We start from the raw sequence: 22,172 nt of genomic DNA on the forward strand, positions 1-22,172 counted from the left end.
GTCCTTTCTAGATCGCTTTCAATATGAGCCTCGCCGGTCGCCGCGTCAGCGGCGGGATGAGCAGGGCCATGCGGGGAGGATCGATGAGGGCACCAGCGAGGCGCGAACGCCTGCGGGGAATCGCGCGCACGCGGCAGATGTTCGCTGCGGCAATCAAGGAAATTCCGAATGGCTGAACAGGCTCTCGCGGCCAGCGCTCCTCCGCGTATTTTTGCGCCCGCGACCACTCCTGTCATGGGTCCCATCGCCGAACTGGTGCCGGGCCGGCTCTATGCGTTGCAGAACGTGATCGCACTCGACGGGCGCGTCAGCGCCTATCCGGCCGATGCGCGCGGCTACACGGTGTCGAACTGCTATCTGATCAAGGAAGGCGACGATGCCGTGCTGCTGGACAGCGGCTTCACCGCCCATGCGCCGTCGCTGATCGCGCAGATCGGCAGCATCCTTGAACCTGAGGCAACGCTGTCGGTCTATCCACTGCGCATCAACGAATACATGTCGGTGTGCAATGTCGAGGCGATCGCCGCCAACTTCAATGTCATCCAGTGCTATTCGGGCAATGCCGACGCGGCGCTCTGGGTGGATTTCGGCGGGCGCTCGGATGCCGCCGAGCAGAAGCCCTATTCGCTGAAGACCACGCTGGTGGCGCGCAAGCAGACGCTTTTCGTCGGCCGCGACAAGAGCCGCGCCATCGATGCCTTCCAGGCGCCGATCCGGCTGATCGGCACGCGCTGGATTTACGACGGCGCCACCCGCACGCTGTTCACCTCCGACAGCTTCTCCCATGAATGGAGCCAGAGTCCGGCCGGGCCGTGGACCACGTCGGTCGACGACAACACCACGACGCCGGCGCAGTTGCGCAGCTTCCTGCTGAACACCCGCTACTGGTGGCTGGAGGGCGGCGACACCGAATCGCTGCGCAGCAAGCTCGCCGCGGTGTTCGACAAATACGACATCGAGACTATCGCCCCGGGCTATGGCCGCATCCTCACCGGCCGCGACCTCGTCGAGAAGCAGGTCGCCATGTTCGAAGACGTGCTGCGCAACCTCGATCGCGGCGTGGTCGCCCCCCATTATGTCGATCGCGACGAGCTGAGGTGAAAGCCATGTGCGAGCACAACATGGTGCAACGCAAGACGCTGCCGCGCGAACTCGCCGAAGGCGTGTTCTGGCTTGGCGACTGCCTGGAGCAGCGCGCCAACGGCAAGATCTACCACACCTACAACGCCGCCTTCCTGCTGGTCGGCACCGAAGCCTCGATGCTGATAGAGACCGGGCATCCCAAGGATTTCCCGCTGCTCGACAAGCAGATGAAGCAGATCCTCGCGGGTCGCCCGCCGCTCAAATACCTGTTCGTCACGCATCAGGAGACGCCGCATTCCGGCGGGCTCGGCCGGGTGCTCAGCCGCTATCCCGAGGCGGTGCTGTGCGGGGATTTGTGCGACTACCACCTCGCCTTCCCCTGGCTGGAAGGCCGGCTCATGGACATGAAGGGCGGCGACAGCATCGATCTCGGCGGGCGCTCCTTCGTCGCCGTGGAGCCGGTGATCCGCGATCTGCGCACCACATGGTGGGGCTTCGACACCAAGGAGCGGGTGCTGTTCCCGGGCGATGGCTTCGCCTACAGCCACTATCACGAGGACGGCCATTGCGGCCTGTTCGCCGAGGAGGCGGTGTCGCTGAACCTGCCGGAAGTCTCCGCGGTGTTCGCCGACCGCGCGCTGTTCTGGACCAAGTTCACCGACATGAATCTCTATGCCGACCGGCTGCAATGGCTGGTCGACGATCTCGACGTGCGCGTCATCGCCCCCAGCCACGGCTTGCCGATCCTCGACCCGGCGCAGACCGTGCCGAAGGTGAAGGAAGGGCTGCTCTATGGCAGCTCGGTGCCGGAATCCGGCACCGAGACCGGGCTCGCGCCGCCACCCAGGGAGTTGGAAGAGACGGCGCGTCGCTAAAAGGCCCCGCCGGACAACGAACAGACAAACGACAAACAAGACGACAGAGGGAGGAAAACATGGACTTCAGGACACGCACGCTACGGCTTTCGCGGCGCGCCGCATGCCTCGCCGGTGCGGCCTTCGCGGCCGGCCTGATGCTGCCGCTGGTGGCGCAGGCCGATGATTATCCGAGCCGGCCGATCAAGCTCGTAGTGCCCGGCACCGCCGGCGGCGGCATGGACGTCATTGCCCGCGTCATCGGCGACAAGATCAGTGCGAGCCTGAAGCAGCCGGTGGTGGTGGAGAACAAGGCCGGCGCCGGCGGCAACATCGCCGTCGACTATGTCGCCAAGGCTGCGCCGGATGGCTACACCATCGTCATCGGCCAGACCGCGCATTTCTCCATCAATCCGTCGCTTTATGCCAAGCTGCCGTTCGACACCATCAAGGACTTCATCCCGGTGGTTATGCTGGCGGAATCGCCGAACGTCATGGTGGTCGGCGCGCAGTCGCCCTACAAGACGCTCGCCGACGTGGTGAAGGCGGCGAAGGAATCGCCCGATGGGCTCGCGCTGGCGACGCCCGGAAATGGCACCGTCTCGCACCTCACCGGCGAACTTTTCCAGAAGGCCGCCGGCATCAAGTTCACCCATATCCCCTACAAGGGCGCGGCGCCGGCTTTGACCGACGTGATGGGCGGGCGTGTGCCGGTGATGCTGTCGTCGGTGCCGACCGCGCTGTCGCAGATCAAGGCCGGCAAGCTGCGCCCCGTCGCGGTCTCGGCGGTGAAGCGCAGCCCGGCGCTGCCGGACGTGCCGACGATCGGCGAGCAGGGCTATCCCGGCTTTGACGCCGGCACCTGGTATGGCCTGCTGGTCCCCGCCGGCACGCCGCCGGACGTGGTGAAGAAGCTGAACGCCGCCGCCAATGAGGCGATCAAGCTCCCGGAGGTCCGCGAGAAGATCCTGGCTGAAGGCGGTGACGTCGTCGGCGGCACCAGCGACCAGTTCGCGACCATGCTGAAGGCCGACTATGACAAATGGTCGAAGGTCGTGAAGGAATCGGGCGCCAAGATCGACTGATTGCCCGCTCCGCGTACCGCGCCGGCCGGGGTGATACCCGGGCCGGCGCGGTTGCGTCTCTTCCTCACCTCGCATTCGGGAACGACCACGATGCGTCTTGCCATTCGTGCGCCCAGGGAATTCTGGCTCGGCCTCGTCTATCTCGCCTTTGGCGGCTTCGGCCTGTGGTTCGCGCAGGACTATCCGATGGGCACCGCCGGGCGGATGGGCCCCGGCTACATGCCCGGCGCGGTCTGCCTGCTGCTGATCCTGTTCGCGGTCATCTCCTTCGTGCGCTCGGTGCAATTCACCGGCGAGCCGGTCGGCACGCTGGCGCTGAAACCGCTGCTGCTGGTGCTTGCCGGCGTCGTCGCCTTCGCCGTGCTCGCCGAGCCGCTCGGGCTCATCGGGGCGATCCTGGCCCTGGCGTTGCTCAGCGCCGCCGGCAGCTCGGAATTCCGCCTGCAATGGATGCCGATGCTCGGCCTCGCCGGGCTTATCGCCTTCTGCAGTCTCGTCTTCGTCCGGGGGCTCGGCGTTCCGCTGCCGCTCATCGGCACCTGGTTCGGCAACTGAGGACGCTGGCATGGAACTTCTCGGCGATCTCGGCCTCGGGCTGCAAACCGCGCTCAGCTTCACCAATCTGGCTTATTGCTTCATCGGCGTGCTGCTCGGCACCGCGATCGGCGTGCTGCCCGGCCTCGGGCCGGTGGCGACCATCGCCATGCTGCTGCCGCTCACCTTCGGCCTGCCGGCGGAGACCGCGCTGATCATGCTCGCCGGCATCTATTACGGTGCGCAATATGGCGGCTCGACCACGGCGATCCTAGTGAACCTGCCGGGCGAGAGCTCCTCGGTCGTCACCACGCTCGACGGCTACCAGATGGCGCAGCGCGGCCGCGCCGGCGTCGCCCTGGCTACCGCGGCGATCGGCTCATTCGTTGCCGGCACCATCGCCACGCTGGTGATCATCCTGTTCGCTCCGCCGCTGGCGGATCTCGCGCTCGAATTCGGCCCGGCCGAGTATTTCTCGCTGATGGTGCTGGGTCTCATCGCCTCGATCGTGCTGGCGCACGGCTCGCTGCTGCATGCGCTGGGCATGATCCTGATCGGCCTGCTGCTCGGCTTTGTCGGCACCGACGTCAATTCCGGCATGCAGCGCTATGTGTTCGATTTTCCCGAACTCGGCGACGGGCTGAACTTCGTCATCCTCGCCATGGGCATGTTCGGGCTCGGCGAGATCATCGCCAATCTCGGCAGCGGCGTCAGCCAGGACGTACAGACCAAGACCATCACCACGCTGATGCCGTCGCGCGAGGATTTCCGGCGCATGGCGATGCCCATCCTGCGCGGCACGCTGTTCGGCTCGGTGCTCGGCATATTGCCGGGCGGCGGCGCCATGCTGGCCTCGTTCGGCGCCTATTCGCTGGAGAAGAAGATCTCGCGGCGGCAATGGGAGTTCGGCAAGGGCGCGATCGAAGGCGTGGCTGCTCCCGAGTCCGCCAACAATGCCGGCGCCCAGACCTCCTTCATCCCGATGCTGACGCTCGGCATCCCCTCGAATGCGGTGATGGCGCTGATGATCGGCGCCATGATCATCCAGGGCATCCAGCCGGGGCCTTCGGTGATGACCGAGCAGCCGGCGCTGTTCTGGGGGCTGATCGTCTCGATGTGGATCGGCAACCTGATGCTGCTGATCCTCAATCTGCCCCTCGTCGGGTTCTGGGTGAAGCTGATCTCGGTGCCGTACCGGTACCTCTATCCGATCATCCTGGTGTTCTGCTGCATCGGCGTGTTCAGCCTGAACAACTCGACCTTCGACGTCTACTGCATGGCGCTGTTCGGCCTTGTCGGCTACGTGTTCCGCCGGCTTGGCGCGGAACCGGCGCCGATGCTGCTCGCCTTCATCCTCGGCCCGATGATGGAGGAATATTCCCGCCGCGCGATGCTGCTGTCGCATGGCGATCCGATGATCTTCATCACCAGCCCGATCAGCGGCGCAATGCTGCTGGCGGCTGTCGTGCTGATCATTATTGTGCTGCTGCCGACCATCAGCCGCGGCCGCGTCGAGGCGTTCCAGGAGGAAGCCTGACACCAGCGGCTCGGTTCAATCGTTCAGGGGGTTCTTCGTGAAGCTGGAAGTCGCTCAATCGATCCTTGCCGGCGTGCTCGCGGATGCGGGTGCGCGCGGTTTCAATCCGCTCGCCGTGGCGGTGCTCGACGCGCGGGGCGCAGTGCGTGCGCTCGCCGCGCAGGACGGCACCAGCACCAAGCGCGCCGAGATCGCCATGGGCAAGGCCAATGCCGCCATCTCGATGGGCCTCGGCACCCGCGACATCGCCAAGCGCCCGCCGCATTTCCTGGCGGCGGTGACCCATGCGGTCGGGGGCCTGTTCGTGCCGGTGCCCGGCGGCGTACTGGTCAAGGACGCGGCAGGAGAGATCCTCGGCGCGGTGGGCGTATCGGGCGAGACCTCGGACAATGACGAGATCGTGGCCGTCGCGGGCATCACCGGCCAGGGGCTGGTGGCGGATACGGGGGCGTAAAGAAGTCTTGACGTCATCCCGGAACGGCCGCAAGGCCGTATCCGGGATCGCGTGACGCACTCTACGGGCACGCGATCCCGGCTCTCGCTACGCTCGGCCGGGATGACGACATACCAATGATCACCGCGTCGCGACGATGAACAGGCGCGGGAAGGCCAGCAGCACCTTGCCGTCCGGCTGGCGCGGATAGCGCTCGGTGATGAGCCGCGTATAGGCCTCCAGGAAGGTCGGGCGCTCGTCCTCGTCCAGCTTGCCGAGCAGGGGGCGCAGCGCCGAGCCCTTGAACCATTCGACGATCGCCTCAGGGCTGTCCATCACATGGTGATAGACGGTGCGCCAGATGTCGATCTGCGAGCAGATCGGCGACAGCAGGGCGTAATAGCCGGCCGGCGACAGCAGGTCGTCGCGAATGCGGGCCGCTTCGAGCCGGCTTGACCATGGCCCGGCGGCGACGGTGTCGGCCATGGAGACGTGGCTCGGCTCGCCGAGATTGTCCGGCATCTGGAAGGCGACCGTGCCGCCCGGCGCGAGATGCCCGGCGAGCTTCGGCACCAGCGTCCGGTGGTCCGGCAGCCATTGCAGCACGGCATTGCCGTAGATCAGGTCATAGTCGCGGTCCGGCTGCCATTCGTCGAGCCGCGCCAGTTCGAAGCGGGTGCCGGGCAGCGCCTTGCGCGCTTCCTCCAGCATGGCCGGCGAGGAATCGAGCCCGGCTACCGCCGCGTCCGGAAAGCGCTCGACCAGCAGCGCCGTCGAATTCCCCGGGCCGCAGCCAATGTCGATCACCTCCTTGGGAGAGAAGTTCGGCACGGCATCCAGCAGGTTGCGGGCCGGCCTCGTGCGCTCGTCGCGGAACCGGAGATATTGGGTAGCTGACCAATCCATGGATCACCTGATCTCGTCACGGCTCGCGGCCGTCGACTTCGAATCCCACAAAAACAACGTGTCGAGCAATCGCTTTCCTGACGTGCCGAGAGCGATGCCCGTGCGTCAGGTATTGCACTATAACGCCATCTCGTGCAATCACGATGGTTGATCGGCGCAAAGCCGGCACGAAGCTGCGGAGGAAATTGTGAGCACCGTCGAGTCCGTGACCGCCCACCCGTTGCGGGCACCGCTGCGCAGGAAACACCACACCGCCCATGAGGCGCGCGAAGACGTCACCTTGGTGCTGGTCGAGATCCGCTCCAGCGACGGGCTGGTCGGTTACGGGCAGGTCTCATCGACGCCGATGAACGAGATCTGCAAGTGGATCGAGCGCTTCGCGGAGACCGTCATCGGCATGGATGCGCGCTCGCCGATCGGGGTCTGGGAGAAGCTGTTCTCGCTCACCGCGCCGCGGGTCGGCGGCGGCGGCCTGCCGCGTGGCGCGCGCCCGCAAATCATGAGCGCGATCGGCGGCATCGACATGGCGATGTGGGACCTGCACGGCAAGGCGGCGGGCATGCCGCTGTTCCGCCTGCTCGGTGCCGAGAACAAGCCGATCTTCACCTATGCGACCGGCGGCTATTATGTCGAAGGCGAGAAGCTCACCGCCTGCGCCGACGAGATGGCGAGCTTCGTCGATGCCGGCTTCAAGGCGGTGAAGCTCAAGACCGGCGCCGGACGGATGGACGACGAGGTCGAACGCGTGCGGGCGACGCGCGCGGCGATTGGCGACGATATCGGTCTGATGCTCGACATGAACGGCGCCTACGACCTGACCGACTGCATCGCCTTCGCCAAGGCGGTGGCGCCCTTCAACATCACCTGGCTCGAGGAGCCGCTGCACTGGTACTTGCAGCCGGTGGATTTCGGCCGGCTCGCGGCGGCCTCGCCGATCCCGCTGGCCCATGGTGAGCGCGAGATCACCCGCTTCACCTGCCGCGACTTCATTACCCTCGGCGGCGTGCGCTACATGCAGTTCGACGCCACGCGCTATGGCGGCCTCACCGAGGCGCTGCGGGTGGCGCACATCGCCGATCACCACGACGTACTGATCACACCGCATCATGCGCCGGAGCTGCATTGCCATCTGGTCGCGGCGTTCCCGCGCGGCGGCTATGCGGTGGAATCCCACGGCTCGCCCTACCGCGACCCGCTGTGGCACGGCATGTATTCCGACCGCGCGCAGATCAAGGACAGCTACGTCTACATGAACGAGAAGCCGGGCTTCGGCTATGAGCTCGACTGGGACTTCATCAACAAGAACAGAGCCTGACTCAAAGCACAAAACGAGGAACGCCAATGGCTGACACGATCAAGCAGAAGGTGCTGGCGGAGAAGGTCATCGCCGTCTGCAATTGCGATTTCCCGACGCCGCAAATGGTCGAGTTCGTCGGCGGGCTCGGCTTCGACGCGCTGTTCATCGATTGCGAGCAGAGCAGCACCGATTTCAAGCTGGTGGAAGAACTGGCGCGCGCGGCGCGGGTGTCGGGCATGGCTTCGGTGCTGCGGCCCTACAACAAGGATCCCGGGCTGATAAACCGCTATCTGAGTTGCGGCGCCGGCGGCATCCAGGCGCCCAAGATCGGCAGCCGCGAAGAGGCGGAATCGTTGATCGAGGGCATGTCCCACTGGGACAAGGGCGACTATCGCGACAAGATCATCATCGCCATGATCGAGTCCAAATCGGGTGTCGACGCGCTGCCGGAAATACTGGAGCTCGGCGGCATCGACGTCTTCTATTTCGGCCAGAACGACCTTGCCGAATCGATGGGGCTGAAGGGCGACCGCAAGAACCCTAGGGTGCGCGCATTGGTCGAGGACGGCATCAAGCGCGTTGCCGATGCCGGCAAGGTCGCCGGCATGAATGTGCAGGACGAGATCGATTCGGTCGCACACTACATGGACATCGGCCTGCGCTGGATCAACGTCCACCAGAAGCAGTTCATGATGCGTGGTTCGAAGGCGTTCCTCAGCGCCGCCAAGGGGCGGTGAGGGCTCTCACACTGCGTCATCCCGGCCGCAGGCGCAGCCGGAGAGCCGGGATCGCGTGACATTGAAGAGCGTTTGCACGATCCCGGATACGGCCTTGCGGCCGTTCCGGGATGACGAATGTTTTTCGGCTCTCAGGCCCTAGCTCCCCACTAGATTGCCCAGATCCGCCTTGAGCTCCCCGCGTTCGATGCGGTGCACGATCTCGACCACGCGCGCATTGGCCGGCGTCGGAATGCCCGCCTCGAGGCCCTTGTCGACGACATAGCCATTGAGGAAGTCGATCTCGGTGCGGCGGCCCTTCTGCACGTCCTGGCCCATCGAGGACAGGCGCTCGACGGGCAAGGTATCCGCCAGCGCGATGAGCTTCTGTTCGAGTTCGGCGCGCGCGTCCTGGTTCCCGTTCGCGGTGCGCACGAAGAGGCCGGCATCCAGCTTGGCGATCTTCTCCAGGCGATGGCCCAGGCGGTCCGCGATGCCGGCGGCTTCGCTGGCAAGATCGATCATAAAGCCGCGCAGCACCGGGTGGGCGATGCCCTGTTTGGCGGAGAGGCCGGTAGTGGCACCGATGCCGCTGTTCATGGCGTTGTTGGCGAGTTTCGACCAGCGCTCGCCGATCAGATTGCCTGTCACGGTGGCGTTGTCAACGCTCTGCAAGGCGTCGGCAATGAGGCTGGCGCGCTCGCTCATCCGTCCGTCGATCTCGCCGACCCGGAACACATTGTGTCCCTCGGTGCGGCGGGCGCGCTCGCGGCGGATGCGGCCCGGCTCGAACAGGGCGACCGAGATGCTGGCGACCACGCAGCCGAGCGTGCGTTCGCGACCAATAACGCGGGCGATGGTCTCCTCGTTCAGGCAATTCTGCAGCGAGACGACGCAGCCGTCCTTGGCGAGGTACGGCTTGATCAGCGTCGCTATCCATTCGGTGTCGTAGGATTTCACCGACACGAAGGCGACATCGATCGGCTCGGATTTCACCAGCGAGGACACCTCGCCGATGCCGAGGACCCGCGGCGTCACGCGGGTGGCGCCTTCCGGCCCGGACAGTTCGAGCCCGCTCGTTCTGATGGCCTCGATATGGGCCGGCCAAAGGTCGATCAGCGTTACGTCATGACCCGCATGCGCCAGGTATCCGCCGACATAGCCGCCGACCGCGCCGGCTCCGAATAGTGCCATCCGCATTGCATTTCCCCGCGTGGTTTGTGCACTGCAACCTTACGTTTGGGCCGTTCAAAATGCTCACGAACGTCGATTGCGTTTCGTTGACATTGCACTGATCGATGTTAACGTACAATCCTAATCCACGCGCCATGAACGACGTGGACGGAGGAAGCGATGACGTCATTTGTTCTGAAGGCCGCAGCACTCGGGTTCGGGCTGCTTGCGATTGCGGGTTCGGCTCAAGCCGAGGATTTCGTGCCGACCAAGCCGGTCCAGGTCGTGACTCATGCTGGGCCGGGCGGCGCGAATGACGTGTTCGGCCGCGCCATGATCAGCGTGCTGGAGAAGGAGAAGCTCAATCCGGTGCGCTTCGTCATGGTCAACAAGACCGGCGGCGGCAGCACCAATGCGATGAACTTCGTCACCGGCCTGGCCGGCGACAACAACACGATCGCGCTGTTCGCCAGCAACTGGACCAGCGACTACATCGTGCAGAAGGACGCCACCAATTCGCTGCAGGGCCTGACGCCGATCGCCAATCTGATCGTCGAGCCGGCGCTTGTGGTGGTGCGCGCCGATTCGCCGTTCAAGACGCTGAAGGACTTCGTCGACGCGGCAAAGGCCGCGCCGAACAAGTACAAGCAGTCCGGCGGCTCGCCGCTCGGCCGCGATGCGGTGGTGCGCTATCTGCTGATGGCCAATACCGGGGCGCAATGGTCCTATGTGTCGTTCCAGGGCGGCGGCGAGCGTATCGCGGCCGTGCTCGGCGGCCACACCGACATCTACGTGCTCGACGCCACGGAAGCCGGTGACCTGGTCCGTTCCGGCCAGTTGCGCGCGCTTGCCCAGGTCGCCGACAAGCGGGTCGACGGCTTCCCGGCGGACGTGCCGACCATCAAGGAGGCCGGCTTCGATATCGACATACCGGTCCAGGCGCGAGGCGTCGTCGGCCCTCCCGGCATGTCGAAGGAGGCAGTCGCCTTCTACCAGAACATGTTCGCCAAGATGATCCAGACGCCGTCCTGGAAGAAGTACGTTGCCGACTACCAGCTGCAGGAGGCCTTCATGCCGGCCGACCAGCTCGGTCCGTTCCTGGTGAAGTATGCCGCGGATCTCAAGGCTATCATCAAGGGCGCCGGCATCGAGACCGCCCGCTGAACGTATCTCCCGCGGCAGCCCATGAAAGCCGCCGCGGGTATCTCAAGAAGGCGCACAAAGCACCTCGATCTCAGGGAGAGAAACATGAAGCTCAATATGGGCCATATGAGTAGCTTGGCAGCACTAGCGCTGTCGCTGGCCTTCACCGGCGCGGCGCATGCGGAGTTCAAGCCGACCCAGCCGGTCACCGTCATCGTCCATGCCGGTCCCGGCGGCGGCAACGACATATTCGGCCGCGCTCTGCTCACCATCATGGACAAGGAAGGGCTGCTGCCCGTCCGCTTCCAGATCGTGAACAAGACCGGCGGCGGCAGCGCCAATGCCCGCAACTATCTGGGCGAGAAGAAGGGCGACAATTACACGATCGGGCTCTATTCGAGCACCTATCTGATCGATCCGCTGGTCCAGGAAGTCTCGACCACGACGATGCAGGACCTGACCCCGATCGCCAACCTGGTCTATGAGCCGGCGCTGATCTGCGTGCGCGCCGACTCGCCCTTCAAGACGCTGAAGGACTTCATCGACGCGGCGAAGGCCGAGCCGAACAAGTACAAGCAGTCGGCCGGCAATGCGCTGGCGCGCGAAGGCATCATCCGCCATCTCCTGATGGCGAAGACCGGCGCGCAATGGTCCTACGTATCGTTCCCCTCCGCCGGCGAGCGCATGTCCGCGCTGCTCGGCGGCCATACCGACATGATGATGATCGAGCCGAGCGAGGAAGCCGGCCTGGTGAAGAGCGGCAAGCTTCGGGCGCTGGCGCAGATCGCCAATTCCCGCATCAGCACCTTCCCGGATGTGCCGACGCTGAAGGAAGCCGGTTTTGAGATCGCCAATGTGCCCCAGGTGCGCGGCGTCATTGGGCCGCCGGACATGCCGCCGGACGTGCTGAAATACTACTCCGACCTGTTCGCCAAGGCGGTCAAGACCGCGGGCTGGAAGAAGTACCTCACCGAGACCCAGCTCGAGGACGGCTACATGGATCCGGAACAGCTCAAGGCGTTCGAGGCGAGCTACGTCGCCACCATGCGCGACGTGCTGAAGTCGGCCGGCATCAAGACCAATCCCTGAGCGGCGGTTAGCACCGTCCGCCTGCCCCGGCCCCTGATTGGGCCGGGGCATTTTCACCCTTAGAGAACTGAGTGCAGGACCGGATCATGAGTTCTTCGAAGCAATTGACGATGCTTCTTGTCGGAGACGTCTTCGTGCAGCGCGACGACCCGCCAAGTGTGTTCAAGCATGTTGGTCAATTGCTGCGGGACGGTGATTTCACCTTCGGCAATCTCGAAGGCTCGACCGCCGATTCCGGTGCCCCATGGTCGGTCAAGGAAACCAACTGGAAGGCTGATGCGCGGCAAGTGCAGGCGCTCGCCGCTGCCGGCTTCGATGCCGTCACCGTCGCCAACAACCACATGCTCGATTTCGGCTATCCAGCACTGCTGGAGACCATCGGTCATCTCGACCGGCTCGGCATCAGGCACACCGGCGGCGGCCGCAACTTTGCCGAGGCGCACCAGCCGGCCATCGTCGAGAAGGATGGCTGCCGCATCGCCCTGCTCGGCTACACCTCGGTGTTCATTCCGGAATGGGCGGCGGGCAAGGATCATCCCGGCCTCGCGGTGATGCGGGCGCGGACCTCCTATGAGGCGCCCTCGCGGGTGTTCGAGGTGCCCGGCACGCCGCCCATCGTGCGCACCCGCCTGCATGAGGAAGACCGCGAGCAACTCACCGCCGACATCAAGGCGGCGCGCGAACAGGCCGATATCGTGGTCTGCGCCTTCCATTGGGGGGTATCGCGCGGCTTCATGAAGATCGCCGAATACCAGACCGAACTTGGCCGCCATGCCATCGATGTCGGCGCCGATATCGTGTTCGGCCACCACCCGCACGTCATCCAGGGCATCGAAGTCTATAGAGGCAAGGCGATCTTCTATTCGCTCGGCAATTTCACCTTTGCCCAGCACAATCTGAAGAAGGGCCACGAGGCGGAATCGCTGATCGTGCGCTGCACGATCGCGGACAGGAAAATCGTCGCGGTCGAGTATCTGCCGGCCGAGATCGACGGCGAGATCAATCCGCAGGCGCTCGACCTGAAGGCCGGAGCCCATGTCGTCGAGATGGTGGCGCAGCGCTCGGCGGCTTTCGCAACGCAGTTCCAGCCGAACGGTGACGCCATGAAGCTGCGGATCCATGGCTGACACCGAGGCACGCACCCTTCCCACGGTCTCCCTGCACGAGATCGTCCTGCTGACCGCGCGGATCGGCATCTTCGCGTTCGGCGGAGGCATGTCCGGTATTGTCTTCCAGGAGGTGGTAACCAAGCGCAAATGGCTGAGCGAAGACGAGTTCCTCAGTGGCCTCGCGGTCAGCCAGATCATTCCCGGCGCCAATGTCACCAACCTCGTCGTCTATATAGGCCAGCAACTGCGGGGCGCGCCGGGTGCCGCGTCGGCCGTGTTCGGGCTGCTGTTCGGCCCGTTCTTCTTCGTCATCGGCGCCTTCCTGATCTATGACAGCATCAAGGATATTGGCGAGATCTCGGCAGGGTTGATGGGGATCACGGCGGCGGCGATGGGCATCGTGCTCATGGTCGTCATCCGCGGTGCGCTGCGGGGCGGCCAAGGCAGCATCGGCCTTGTCGTGACGGCCGCGACCACCGCTGCCGTCGCCCTGCTGCATTTCCCGCTTATTCCCGTCGTGCTGCTGCTGGCGCCGATCAGCGTGGCGCTGGCCTGGCTGAGGCTGCATCGCCATGGCTGAATCGAATCCGCTCTGGACCTTGCTTGCGGTGTTCGCGCCATTCTCGCTCGCCTCGATCGGCGGCGGCGTCGCCACCTTGCCGGCGATCCAGCACCAGGCGGTCGATGTCCAGCACTGGGTCACGGCGCGCGAGTTCGTGGATCTGTTCGCGGTCGCCCGGCTGTCGCCGGGACCGGGTTCGATGCTGGTCACCCTGATCGGCTGGAAGGTCTCGGGATGGAGCGGCGCCCTGGTCGCGACCCTGGCCATGTTCGTGCCGTCCTCGATCCTCTGCTACGCGGTGGCGCACACCTGGACGCAGCACAAGGGCAAGATCTGGCACACCGCGCTGGAGCAGGGGCTGGCGCCGATCGGCACCGGCCTGCTGCTCGCCGGCGTCATCGGCATCTTTCGTATTTCGGGAGCCGGCTGGCCGTCCTGGCTGGTTGCCGGATCGGTGGCAGGCCTGATGCTGTTGCGTCCGCGCTTCCAACCCTTGGTCGCACTGCTCTGCGCGGGCGTGCTGTTTGCCGCATGGAGCTTGGTAGATTGAACAACAACAATAATAAAACCGGTCGGTGAGAGAAATGCTGAGTAGAAACATCGCATATGGAGACTTGTTCGCAAGTCTCGGGCTGATCGCCCTGAGTGCCTATATCCTGAAAGAAGGCAGCGGGTGGGTGGTCTATGGCAGCGAGGGGCCGGGTCCCGGCTTCTTTCCGATCATGTATGGCGTCATCATGCTCGGCCTGTCGCTCTATCTCTTCCAGCGCAGCGTTCGGAAGGGCACGGGCAAGTCAAAAGGGCCGCTCGATTATCAGGGCATCGCCAGGGCGCTGGCGACCTGGGCCGCGCTTGCGGTCTGCGTCCCGCTGATGGTGGTGGTGGGCTTCGTCGTCGGCTTCGGCTTCGTTGCCTTGTTCCTGATCCGGTTCGTGTTCGAGCGCTCGTGGCGGACCAGCATCATCACCGCGGTGTGCATCGCCATAGCGCTTCATCTCGTCTTCCCCGTCATGCTGGATGCTCCGCTTCCAGTCGGCATGCTGTGGGGGTTCTGAGCCATGGACGCAATTTATGGCCTGGCGCATGGCTTCAGCATCGCGCTGCTGCCGGCGAACCTCATGTGGTGTTTCGTCGGCTGCTTCCTCGGAACCGTGGTCGGCATCCTGCCCGGCCTCGGCCCGTCGGCGACGATCGCCATCCTGCTGCCACTGACTTTCAACATGGACCCGACCGGCGGCATCATCATGCTGTCGGGTATCTATTACGGGGCAAAGTATGGCGGCTCGACCACCTCGATCCTGCTCAACATGCCGGGTGAGCCGTCATCGGTGATCTCCTGCGTCGACGGCTACCAGATGGCCCGCAAGGGCCGGGCCGGCGCCGCGCTCGGCATCGCCGCGATCGCTTCCTTCATCGCCGGCACTGTGGGCGTGCTGATCCTCTCCTTCATCGCCCCGCCGATCGCGGCGTTCGCGCTGTCGTTCTCGTCGCCGGAATATTTCGCGCTGATGGTGATGGGTCTCTCGCTAGTGGTGCTGCTCGGCGGCGACGACTTCGTCAAAGCCTTGCTCGCCATGCTCGTCGGCCTGTGGCTCGCCAGCATCGGCACCGACCTCTTCACGGCACAGTCACGCTTCGTGTTCGGCCAGAGTTCGCTGCTCGGCGGCATCGAGTTCATGTCGCTCGCCGTCGGCCTGTTCGCCATCTCGGAGATCCTGCTCAATGTCGAGGCCGGGCAGAAGGCCGAACTGCTGAAGGTGCCGAAGGGCATCCGCAACCTCCTGCCCAATTGGGAGGAACTGAAGCGCTGCCGGTTCGCCTTCCTCAACGGCTCGATCACCGGTTTCATCATCGGCATGCTCCCCGGTGCCGGCTCGACCATCGCCTCCTTCGTGTCCTACGGCATAGAGAAGGCGGTCTCGCGCCGTCCGGAAGAGTTCGGCCACGGCGCTCCCGAGGGCCTCGCGGCTCCGGAAGGGGCGAACAACGCCGACACTGGCGGCGCGCTGCTGCCGCTGCTCACCCTCGGCATTCCCGGCGGCGCGTCCACCGCGATCCTGCTGTCGGCGCTGGTGCTGTGGGGCATCAAGCCGGGCCCGCTGATGATGCAGCAATCGCCTGACGTGTTCTGGGGCCTCGTCGCCTCGATGTATGTCGGCAATATCGTGCTGCTGATCATGAACCTGCCGCTGGTCGGCGTGTTCGCGCAGATCCTTCGGGTGCCGCTCTATGTACTGCACCCGGCGATCCTCGGCGTCGCGATTGCGGGTGCCTATGGCGTGTCCGGCAACATGTTCGATGTCGGCCTCTTGGTCTTCTTCGGCCTGCTTGGCTACGGCATGAGCAAGATGAGCTTCCCGGTCGCGCCGCTGATCCTCGGCTTCGTCCTCGGCGATGCCATGGAGCGGGCGGTGCGCCAGTCGCTCACCATGTCGAACGGCGATCCGCGCATCCTGGTGGAGCGTCCGATCTCCGCCGTGCTGCTGATTTGCGCCGTGCTCATCCTGCTGTCGCCGATGTTCCGGCGGGTGAAGAAGATGCGCAAGGTGGTGGCCGAGGCGGAAGCCGAGGCATAGTAGGCAGAACCAATCTGGCCTGCGCGGAGATGATCCGCGCAGGCATTTGCTTGTCCAGGGGGAGATCGAAATGCCATCCAAGAGCCAGGCGCTCGCCGAATTCGGAACCAGCCTCGCCTACAACGACATTCCGGAGACCGTGCGCGGGCAGGCGGTCGGCGCGATCCTCGACACGGTCGGGGTTTCGATCTTCGGCTCGACCTTGCCGTGGAGCCGTATCGTCATCGACTACGCGGTGGCCTATGGCTCGGGCGGCACCAGCACCATCCTCGGCACCAGCCACCGCGTCGTCGCGCCGTTCGCGGCGCTGGCCAATGGCGCGCTGGGACATGCCTTCGAGATGGACAATCTGCGCCAGCCCAGCGCCGGCGTGCATTCCGGCTCGACGCTGGGGCCGGCGCTGTTCGCCGTCGGCGAGGAAGTCGAGGCGAACGGCAAGGACCTCATTACTGCCTTCGTCGCCGGCTGCGAGATCATGTCCCGCATCGGCGACGCCGCGGGCAATACCGCTGAGAAGCTCGGCTTCCATTCGCCGGGCCTGACCGGGGTGTTCGGCTCCACCGTCGTCGCCGGACGCCTGCTTGGGCTCGATGCCGGGCAGATGGCGCAGGCGTTCGGCATTGCCGGCTCGCTGTGCTCCGGTCTGCTCGCTTTCTCCAAGGCAGGAAACGGCGGCACGGTGAAACGGCTGCACACCGGCCGGGCCTCTGAAGGTGGCGTGCTCGCCGCACGCCTCGCCAAGGGCGGCTTCGAGGGGCCGGACGTGATCCTCGAGGGCAAGTTCGGCTTCTTCGACGCCTTCACCCGCGAGCCGCGCATGGAAAAGCTGCTGGCCGGCCTTGGCAGCCAGTGGGAGACCTCGAAGATCTGCGTGAAATGCTATTCGTGCCATGTCACCGCACACACGCCGGTGCAGGCGCTGGAGAATCTGCGGGCCGAGCACGGCTTTGCCGCCGAAGATGTGGCCGAGATCCATATCGCCACCAGCGAGAAGGTGCTGAGCCATCACAACATCACCCGGCCAAGCGATATCGGCACGGCGCAGTACAGCCTGCCCTTCTGCATCGCCACCGCGCTCTATCGCGACCCGAAGGAGCCGGCCTCGTTCCTCGACAATCCGCACGAGGATCCCGCCATCATCGACATGGCGCAGCGGGTGCACCTCACGCTGAACCCCGCCAGCGAGCCGCCCGGGCCGGCCTGGGCCACGGTGCTGACCGTGGTGCTGAAGGATGGCCGCCGGCTGTCCATCGAGCGCAGCGATTTCCGCGGCGCACCGAGCAATCCGATGAGTGCCGAAGAGCTCGACGCCAAGTTCCTGACACTGTCGAGCGATGTGGTGCCGGATGCGCCCGGCCTGCTGCGTCGGCTGCGCGGGCTGGAGGATATCGGCAACGTCCGCGGGCTGTTCGGCTGACAAAGCCCATTGTCGTCATCCCGGACGGCCGAAGGCCGATCCGGGATCGCGAGGTAAGGTGTTGCGCGGGACTTCACGCGATCCCGGCTCTACGCTTCGCTGCGGCCGGGATGACGGAATGGGGCGAAAAAATCAGACCGGCTCGTTCTTCCGTCTGGCCGGCTCGGGGAACTCCTCGTCGGCCGGCACCATTTTCTGCCAGACGGCGCGCTGCATCAGTGCGCCGCTGAGGTGGCGCTTGAGCACGAAGGAGCATTCGAGGTTCTCGCCGCGCTCCAACAGGTCGACCATGCGCAGATGGTCGCGGGCCTGGTCGTAGAAGCGGTCGCGGTCGACCAGGGTGCGGTAGTTCAACAGGCGCCGCATCCGGTTGGCGCGGACCACCGCCTGATAGACGAACGAATTGTTCGACATGCGCGCCAGCGCTTCGTGGAAATTGGTGCCGGTCATCAGCAGCCGGTCGGGCGACATGCGCTCGATCTCGCCCTGGAACATCGTTTCCTGCACGCGGCGCTGCTCGGCGAGCGAGGCGCGGTCCAGGCTGAAGGTCGGCTCCAGCAGACCGGCGGGCTCGACGATGGCGCGGAAACGGTAGATCTGCTCCAGCGTCTCGGTCGCCTTGGCGACGACGAGGAACCGCCAGCCGCGGCCCTCCTTGCGCTCGGCCCAGCCTTCATTGGCGGCACGGCTGAGGATCTCGATGACCTGCGCCTTGGTGAGCTTATAGCGGTCGCGCAGGAACTGCTCGGTAACCTCCGGCGGGATGCGATCGTTCAGCCAGTCGTCGGCGAGGCGATAATGCACGTCCGGTGCGTCGAGCTGGTCGGGCATGCCAGCATGGCTGAACTGCGAGGCCACGCCCTCGCGGACGAAGAAGCCGCGATTGACCTTCTGTTCGAGGACGCCGCGGGATTCGAGCAGCTGCAGCGCCTGGCGGATCGGCGAGCGCGACACTCCGAAGGCTTCGGAGAGCTGCTCGGCGCGCAGATGCGCATGAGGCCCGAGCTCGCCATCGAGGACGCGCTTGTTGATCTCATTGGCGATGCGTTCGGAAAGGGTGCTGACGCGCATCTTGTGATTGCTCGAATATGCCTGTTGAGCCAATCGTGTTCATGCTCACCATATCCGATATCATGTCCTCTTGCTTTGGAAAACTTCAACAAAAGGAGAGGGCTCGTCCGTTTTTCAATCCCCGGTACATGGTGGATCGTCGACCATGCCGATCATACGCGCGCCGGCATCAGAGCAATCCGTGATGGCGTCAGGTCTCTTCCTGGAAGGCGATCTCGCGGGTGCGTCGCAGCGAGGGTAGCACGATCAGGATCAAGAGGCCGAGTGCGAGCAGCAGCAGCACGGCGCTGATCGGGCGTGTGACGAAGACGGCCGGATCGCCTTTCGAAATCTGCATGGCGCGGCGCAGATTCTCCTCCATCAGCGGTCCCAGCACGAAGGAGAGCAGCAGCGGCGCGGGCTCGCAGCGCAGCTTCAAGAGCACATAGCCCACGAAGCCGAACAGCACGAGCAGCAGCACCTCGAACATGCTGTTGTTGAGCGAATAGACGCCGATACAGCAGAACACCAGGATGGTCGGGTAGAGGAAGCGATAGGGCACCTTCAGCAGCCAGACCCAGACCTGGATCAGCGGCAGGTTGATGATGACCAGCATCAGATTGCCGACGATCATCGAGGCCACCACGCCCCAGAACAGCTCCGGATTCTTGGTCATCACCTGGGGGCCGGGCTGGATGCCGTGGATCATCATCGCCCCGGCCATCAGCGCGATCACCGCATTGGCCGGGATGCCCAGGGTGAGCAGCGGGATGAAGGAGGTCTGCGCGCCGGCGTTGTTGGCGGATTCCGGCGCGGCGACGCCTTCGATCGCGCCCTGACCGAAGCGCTGCGGCTCGCGCGACAGCCGTTTTTCCAGCGCGTAGGCGGCGAAGGAGGAGAGCATGGCGCCGCCGCCGGGCAGCAGGCCGAGCACCGAGCCGAGCGCGGTGCCGCGCACCGCCGCCGGCCAGCTGCGCCGGAAATCCTCGCGCGTCGGCCAGAGGTCGGTGATCCTGCCAGTGAAGATGCTGCGCTTTTCCGGGCTTTCGAGGTTCTTGATGATCTCGCCGACCGCGAACAGGCCCATCGCCAAAGGCACGAAGCCGATGCCGTCGGCAAGTTCCGGTATGCCGAAGGTCATGCGCGCGCCGCCGGAATTGACGTCGGTGCCGACCGAGGACAGCACCAGTCCGAGCACGATCATGCCCAGCGCCTTGGGGATCGAGCCCTGTGCCAGCACGATGGCGGCGATCAGGCCGAGCAGCATCAGCGAGAAATACTCCGCCGGGCCGAAGGCGAGCGCGACCTCGGCGAGCGGCGGGGCGAACAGGATGATGAAGAGGGTGGCGACGCAGCCGGCAAACAGCGAGCTCAGTGCGGCCACCGCGAGCGCCGGGCCCGCGCGGCCGCGGCGCGCCATCTGGTAGCCGTCGAGGCAGGTGACCACCGACGAGTTCTCGCCGGGCAGATTGACCAGGATCGCCGTGGTCGAACCGCCATACTGCGCGCCGTAATAGATGCCGGCGAGCATGATCAGCGCCGAGACCGGCTGCAGATAGAAGGTGACGGGCAACAGCATCGCCACCGTCGCCACCGGGCCGAGCCCCGGCAGCACGCCGATCAGCGTGCCAACCAGCGCGCCGACCAGGCAATAGAACAGGTTGATCGGCTCGAGCGCGACCAGCATGCCGTGGGAGAAGGCGATCAGCGTGTCCATCACAGGCCCTTCCAGATCGGGATGGGCAGTTGCAGGCCGGTGACGAAGACCAGTACCGAGAAGCCGGCAAGCAGCGCGCCGAGCGCCGCCGCCTCCCATATTCTTGTGCCGTGATAGGTGAGACAGGCCAGCACGGTGAGGCCGAACACCGCGACGACGAGCCCGAAGCGCTCGATGGTCAGCGCGAAGAAAGTGACGCTGGCGAGGATGCCGATGATCGGCCGTGGCACCCAGGGCTCCCACGGCACACCCACACCGAAGAAGCTCTGCGCGACGATCATCAGGCCGAGCGCGATTTGCAGATAGCAAAGCGCCTGCGGCAGGTAGCCGGGGCCCATGCGGAAGCTGGTGCCGGTGCGAAGCGGCCAGGCGAGCCACAGCGCCAGCAGCGCCACCGCGATCAGCAGGAGGCCGGCCACGAGGTCCGGGACATTGACGCTGCGCCGCATGGTGCTGGTTCCTTGATTGGCGCAGATGCCTTCGCGCACGGCGAAGGCTGCGTGGCGCGTGCCCGCGGGGCGGGATCAGCCGAGCTTGATGTTGGCATCCTTGATGACCTTGGACAGCACCTCGGTCTGCTCCTTCAGGAAGGCCTCGAACTGTGCCGTGGTGCTGCCGACCAGCTGGGTGCCGAGCGGGGTGAGGCGGGCCACCACCGCCGGGTCCTTGCTGGCCTCGGCGATGGCCACCTGCATCTTCGCCAATATGTCGTCCGGCACGCCCTTGGCGGCGAACAGGCCGTTCCAGTCGTCCATGTCGAAGCCTGGCATGCCGTTCTCGGCGAAGGTCGGCTTGTCGGGCATGGTCGGCACGCGCTTGGCGCTGGTCACCGCGAGAATGCGCACCTTGCCGGACTGCAGCGGCGGCTGGATGGTCGAGACCGTGAGAAACACCGAATCGAGTGTGCCGCCGGCAACGTCGCGCGCCGCCTCGGTGGCGATGCGATAGGGCACGTGCTCGAGCTTGATGTCCTTGAGCCGCTGGAACTGGGCGCAGGCCATGTGACCCATGCCGGCGGAAGGGGGCGTGCCGCACGTGACGTCGCCGGGCTGCTGCCTGGCGTACTCGACATAGTCCGCCAGCGTCTGCGCCGGGAAATCGGTGCGCACCGCGAGCACCTGCGGATAGGAGGACAGCTTGGTGATCGGCGCGAAGGCGGTGCGGAAATCGAACGGCACGTCGGTCATCAGGATCGGGTTCACGATGACCTGCGACGAGTTCACCATGAAAGTGTAGCCGTCAGGCGGCGCCTGCAGCGTGGCGGAGGCCGCAACCACGGTGTTGCCGCCGGTGCGGTTCTCGATGACGAAGGGCTGGCCGAGGATCTCCGAGACCCGCGTGAACACGGTGCGGCACACGGTGTCGGCCGCGCCGCCGGGGCCGTAGGGCACCAGCACGTGGATCGGCTGCGAGGGCCACTTGGCCTGCGCCGAGGCCTGCGAGACGCGAAGGATGGCCGGGGCGGCGAGCAGCCCGGTCAGGACGGTCCGGCGATCGAGGCGATGGTCGGGGCGTTTCATGGTTCATTCCTCCCGGTAGGCTCTTGTTTGTGGCGCTGCTTGTTGCGCGCCGACTTGACGGAACGAGACCGCAGCAGGTCTGAAAAGTCAACGGTAATTATAGATCTATAGACACCTCGCCGGCTGCCGCCCGGCTGACCTAGAGGCCGCGCGAGACATCGGAATCCGACCCGCCCCGGTCAAAGCAGACCAGCAATCTTCGCCCGAAAGCATGGCAGCCTGCCGTAGAGGAGGTTGACGCTCATTCGGGAATAAGTATTATCATATTAATGACTGCGGCGGGCGATGCACCTGCGGCAGCGGCTCCGCACTACGACGCGACGGGGCAGAGGTCTGGGGAACGCCAACAGTACGCCGCCGCTACGGCGACA

The 22,172-nt window shown here is 65.2% G+C and carries 22 protein-coding genes; 16 read left to right on the plus strand and 6 right to left on the minus strand.

Features of this window, described 5'->3' with window-relative positions; translation table 11 throughout:
- Positions 1 to 234: 234 nt before the first annotated feature.
- From G3545_RS20695 to G3545_RS20720, 6 genes are all read left to right on the plus strand, one after another.
- Entirely contained in the window at positions 235 to 1,101 is an 867-nt protein-coding gene (locus tag G3545_RS20695) for a hypothetical protein (protein ID WP_170015225.1), read from the plus strand.
- A 5-nt stretch (positions 1,102 to 1,106) separates the two neighbouring features.
- A complete protein-coding gene (locus tag G3545_RS20700) occupies positions 1,107 to 1,958 on the plus strand; it encodes an MBL fold metallo-hydrolase (protein WP_170015227.1) in 852 nt (283 codons plus the stop codon).
- Positions 1,959 to 2,017: 59 nt separating this feature from the next.
- Complete coding sequence (locus tag G3545_RS20705; protein ID WP_170015229.1) at positions 2,018 to 3,022, plus strand: tripartite tricarboxylate transporter substrate binding protein; 1,005 nt, start codon at positions 2,018 to 2,020, stop codon at positions 3,020 to 3,022.
- A gap of 90 nt (positions 3,023 to 3,112) precedes the next feature.
- Positions 3,113 to 3,577, plus strand: a complete 465-nt coding sequence (locus G3545_RS20710; protein ID WP_170015231.1) for a tripartite tricarboxylate transporter TctB family protein — start codon at positions 3,113 to 3,115, stop codon at positions 3,575 to 3,577.
- A 10-nt stretch (positions 3,578 to 3,587) separates the two neighbouring features.
- The gene (locus G3545_RS20715; protein ID WP_170015233.1) at positions 3,588 to 5,093 is read left to right on the plus strand and encodes a tripartite tricarboxylate transporter permease; all 1,506 of its coding nucleotides are present in this window, start codon (positions 3,588 to 3,590) and stop codon (positions 5,091 to 5,093) included.
- A 37-nt stretch (positions 5,094 to 5,130) separates the two neighbouring features.
- Positions 5,131 to 5,547 carry a heme-binding protein gene (locus G3545_RS20720; RefSeq protein ID WP_170015235.1) on the plus strand — a complete coding sequence of 139 codons (417 nt, stop codon included), beginning with the start codon at positions 5,131 to 5,133 and terminating at the stop codon, positions 5,545 to 5,547.
- A 120-nt stretch (positions 5,548 to 5,667) separates the two neighbouring features.
- Here G3545_RS20720 and tam read toward each other — a convergent pair whose 3' ends face one another.
- The gene (gene tam, locus G3545_RS20725; protein WP_170015237.1) at positions 5,668 to 6,432 is read right to left on the minus strand and encodes a trans-aconitate 2-methyltransferase; all 765 of its coding nucleotides are present in this window, start codon (positions 6,430 to 6,432) and stop codon (positions 5,668 to 5,670) included.
- A 187-nt stretch (positions 6,433 to 6,619) separates the two neighbouring features.
- Here tam and G3545_RS20730 point away from each other — a divergent pair, with 187 nt between their 5' ends.
- Entirely contained in the window at positions 6,620 to 7,747 is a 1,128-nt protein-coding gene (locus G3545_RS20730; RefSeq protein ID WP_170015239.1) for a mandelate racemase/muconate lactonizing enzyme family protein, read from the plus strand.
- Between the two features lie 26 nt (positions 7,748 to 7,773).
- Complete coding sequence (locus tag G3545_RS20735; RefSeq protein WP_170015241.1) at positions 7,774 to 8,466, plus strand: aldolase/citrate lyase family protein; 693 nt, start codon at positions 7,774 to 7,776, stop codon at positions 8,464 to 8,466.
- A gap of 138 nt (positions 8,467 to 8,604) precedes the next feature.
- On the opposite strand, the gene G3545_RS20740 is transcribed toward G3545_RS20735, so the two are convergent.
- Positions 8,605 to 9,639 carry a 2-dehydropantoate 2-reductase gene (locus tag G3545_RS20740; RefSeq protein WP_170015243.1) on the minus strand — a complete coding sequence of 345 codons (1,035 nt, stop codon included), beginning with the start codon at positions 9,637 to 9,639 and terminating at the stop codon, positions 8,605 to 8,607.
- Between the two features lie 159 nt (positions 9,640 to 9,798).
- Here G3545_RS20740 and G3545_RS20745 point away from each other — a divergent pair, with 159 nt between their 5' ends.
- The 8 genes from G3545_RS20745 to G3545_RS20780 all read left to right on the plus strand — a co-directional run bounded on the left by G3545_RS20745 (position 9,799) and on the right by G3545_RS20780 (position 17,514).
- On the plus strand, positions 9,799 to 10,782 hold the full coding sequence (locus tag G3545_RS20745; RefSeq protein ID WP_170015245.1) for a tripartite tricarboxylate transporter substrate binding protein: 984 nt from the start codon (positions 9,799 to 9,801) through the stop codon (positions 10,780 to 10,782).
- An 84-nt stretch (positions 10,783 to 10,866) separates the two neighbouring features.
- On the plus strand, positions 10,867 to 11,850 hold the full coding sequence (locus tag G3545_RS20750) for a tripartite tricarboxylate transporter substrate binding protein (RefSeq protein WP_170015247.1): 984 nt from the start codon (positions 10,867 to 10,869) through the stop codon (positions 11,848 to 11,850).
- Between the two features lie 110 nt (positions 11,851 to 11,960).
- Complete coding sequence (locus tag G3545_RS20755; RefSeq protein ID WP_170015249.1) at positions 11,961 to 12,977, plus strand: CapA family protein; 1,017 nt, start codon at positions 11,961 to 11,963, stop codon at positions 12,975 to 12,977.
- Complete coding sequence (locus G3545_RS20760; protein ID WP_170015251.1) at positions 12,970 to 13,539, plus strand: chromate transporter; 570 nt, start codon at positions 12,970 to 12,972, stop codon at positions 13,537 to 13,539. Before G3545_RS20755 ends, G3545_RS20760 begins: the two co-directional genes overlap by 8 nt.
- Entirely contained in the window at positions 13,532 to 14,071 is a 540-nt protein-coding gene (locus G3545_RS20765; RefSeq protein WP_170015253.1) for a chromate transporter, read from the plus strand. The genes G3545_RS20760 and G3545_RS20765 overlap by 8 nt, the downstream gene beginning before the upstream one ends.
- Positions 14,072 to 14,135: 64 nt before the next feature.
- A complete protein-coding gene (locus tag G3545_RS20770) occupies positions 14,136 to 14,576 on the plus strand; it encodes a tripartite tricarboxylate transporter TctB family protein (protein WP_170015255.1) in 441 nt (146 codons plus the stop codon).
- A 3-nt stretch (positions 14,577 to 14,579) separates the two neighbouring features.
- Positions 14,580 to 16,097 (plus strand): tripartite tricarboxylate transporter permease, encoded by a 1,518-nt coding sequence (locus tag G3545_RS20775; protein ID WP_170015257.1) that lies wholly within the window; start codon positions 14,580 to 14,582, stop codon positions 16,095 to 16,097.
- Positions 16,098 to 16,167: 70 nt separating this feature from the next.
- Positions 16,168 to 17,514 (plus strand): MmgE/PrpD family protein, encoded by a 1,347-nt coding sequence (locus G3545_RS20780; RefSeq protein ID WP_170015258.1) that lies wholly within the window; start codon positions 16,168 to 16,170, stop codon positions 17,512 to 17,514.
- 132 nt (positions 17,515 to 17,646) lie between these two features.
- Here G3545_RS20780 and G3545_RS20785 read toward each other — a convergent pair whose 3' ends face one another.
- From G3545_RS20785 to G3545_RS20800, 4 genes are all read right to left on the minus strand, one after another.
- Positions 17,647 to 18,585, minus strand: coding sequence for a GntR family transcriptional regulator (locus G3545_RS20785; protein WP_170015260.1), 939 nt, complete (start codon positions 18,583 to 18,585; stop codon positions 17,647 to 17,649).
- Between the two features lie 190 nt (positions 18,586 to 18,775).
- On the minus strand, positions 18,776 to 20,281 hold the full coding sequence (locus G3545_RS20790) for a tripartite tricarboxylate transporter permease (protein ID WP_170015262.1): 1,506 nt from the start codon (positions 20,279 to 20,281) through the stop codon (positions 18,776 to 18,778).
- On the minus strand, positions 20,281 to 20,730 hold the full coding sequence (locus tag G3545_RS20795; RefSeq protein WP_170015264.1) for a tripartite tricarboxylate transporter TctB family protein: 450 nt from the start codon (positions 20,728 to 20,730) through the stop codon (positions 20,281 to 20,283). The genes G3545_RS20790 and G3545_RS20795 overlap by 1 nt, the downstream gene beginning before the upstream one ends.
- A 75-nt stretch (positions 20,731 to 20,805) precedes the next feature.
- Positions 20,806 to 21,801, minus strand: a complete 996-nt coding sequence (locus G3545_RS20800) for a tripartite tricarboxylate transporter substrate binding protein (protein ID WP_170015266.1) — start codon at positions 21,799 to 21,801, stop codon at positions 20,806 to 20,808.
- Positions 21,802 to 22,172 lie beyond the last annotated feature (371 nt).

The sequence above is a fragment of the Starkeya sp. ORNL1 genome, assembly GCF_012971745.1.
Classification (GTDB): domain Bacteria; phylum Pseudomonadota; class Alphaproteobacteria; order Rhizobiales; family Xanthobacteraceae; genus Ancylobacter.

Bases quoted from the DNA above. Each gene is read 5' to 3' on its own strand.
- G3545_RS20760 (WP_170015251.1), top strand. From the start codon at position 12,970: ATGGCTGACACCGAGGCACGCACCCTTCCCACGGTCTCCCTGCACGAG.
- G3545_RS20715 (WP_170015233.1), top strand. From the start codon at position 3,588: ATGGAACTTCTCGGCGATCTCGGCCTCGGGCTGCAAACCGCGCTCAGC.
- G3545_RS20700 (WP_170015227.1), top strand. From the start codon at position 1,107: ATGTGCGAGCACAACATGGTGCAACGCAAGACGCTGCCGCGCGAACTC.
- G3545_RS20780 (WP_170015258.1), top strand. From the start codon at position 16,168: ATGCCATCCAAGAGCCAGGCGCTCGCCGAATTCGGAACCAGCCTCGCC.
- tam (WP_170015237.1), bottom strand. From the start codon at position 6,432: ATGGATTGGTCAGCTACCCAATATCTCCGGTTCCGCGACGAGCGCACG.
- G3545_RS20775 (WP_170015257.1), top strand. From the start codon at position 14,580: ATGGACGCAATTTATGGCCTGGCGCATGGCTTCAGCATCGCGCTGCTG.
- G3545_RS20785 (WP_170015260.1), bottom strand. From the start codon at position 18,585: ATGCGCGTCAGCACCCTTTCCGAACGCATCGCCAATGAGATCAACAAG.
- G3545_RS20750 (WP_170015247.1), top strand. From the start codon at position 10,867: ATGAAGCTCAATATGGGCCATATGAGTAGCTTGGCAGCACTAGCGCTG.
- G3545_RS20695 (WP_170015225.1), top strand. From the start codon at position 235: ATGGGTCCCATCGCCGAACTGGTGCCGGGCCGGCTCTATGCGTTGCAG.
- G3545_RS20740 (WP_170015243.1), bottom strand. From the start codon at position 9,639: ATGGCACTATTCGGAGCCGGCGCGGTCGGCGGCTATGTCGGCGGATAC.
- G3545_RS20790 (WP_170015262.1), bottom strand. From the start codon at position 20,281: ATGGACACGCTGATCGCCTTCTCCCACGGCATGCTGGTCGCGCTCGAG.
- G3545_RS20735 (WP_170015241.1), top strand. From the start codon at position 7,774: ATGGCTGACACGATCAAGCAGAAGGTGCTGGCGGAGAAGGTCATCGCC.
- G3545_RS20765 (WP_170015253.1), top strand. From the start codon at position 13,532: ATGGCTGAATCGAATCCGCTCTGGACCTTGCTTGCGGTGTTCGCGCCA.
- G3545_RS20710 (WP_170015231.1), top strand. From the start codon at position 3,113: ATGCGTCTTGCCATTCGTGCGCCCAGGGAATTCTGGCTCGGCCTCGTC.
- G3545_RS20795 (WP_170015264.1), bottom strand. From the start codon at position 20,730: ATGCGGCGCAGCGTCAATGTCCCGGACCTCGTGGCCGGCCTCCTGCTG.
- G3545_RS20800 (WP_170015266.1), bottom strand. From the start codon at position 21,801: ATGAAACGCCCCGACCATCGCCTCGATCGCCGGACCGTCCTGACCGGG.
- G3545_RS20745 (WP_170015245.1), top strand. From the start codon at position 9,799: ATGACGTCATTTGTTCTGAAGGCCGCAGCACTCGGGTTCGGGCTGCTT.
- G3545_RS20755 (WP_170015249.1), top strand. From the start codon at position 11,961: ATGCTTCTTGTCGGAGACGTCTTCGTGCAGCGCGACGACCCGCCAAGT.
- G3545_RS20705 (WP_170015229.1), top strand. From the start codon at position 2,018: ATGGACTTCAGGACACGCACGCTACGGCTTTCGCGGCGCGCCGCATGC.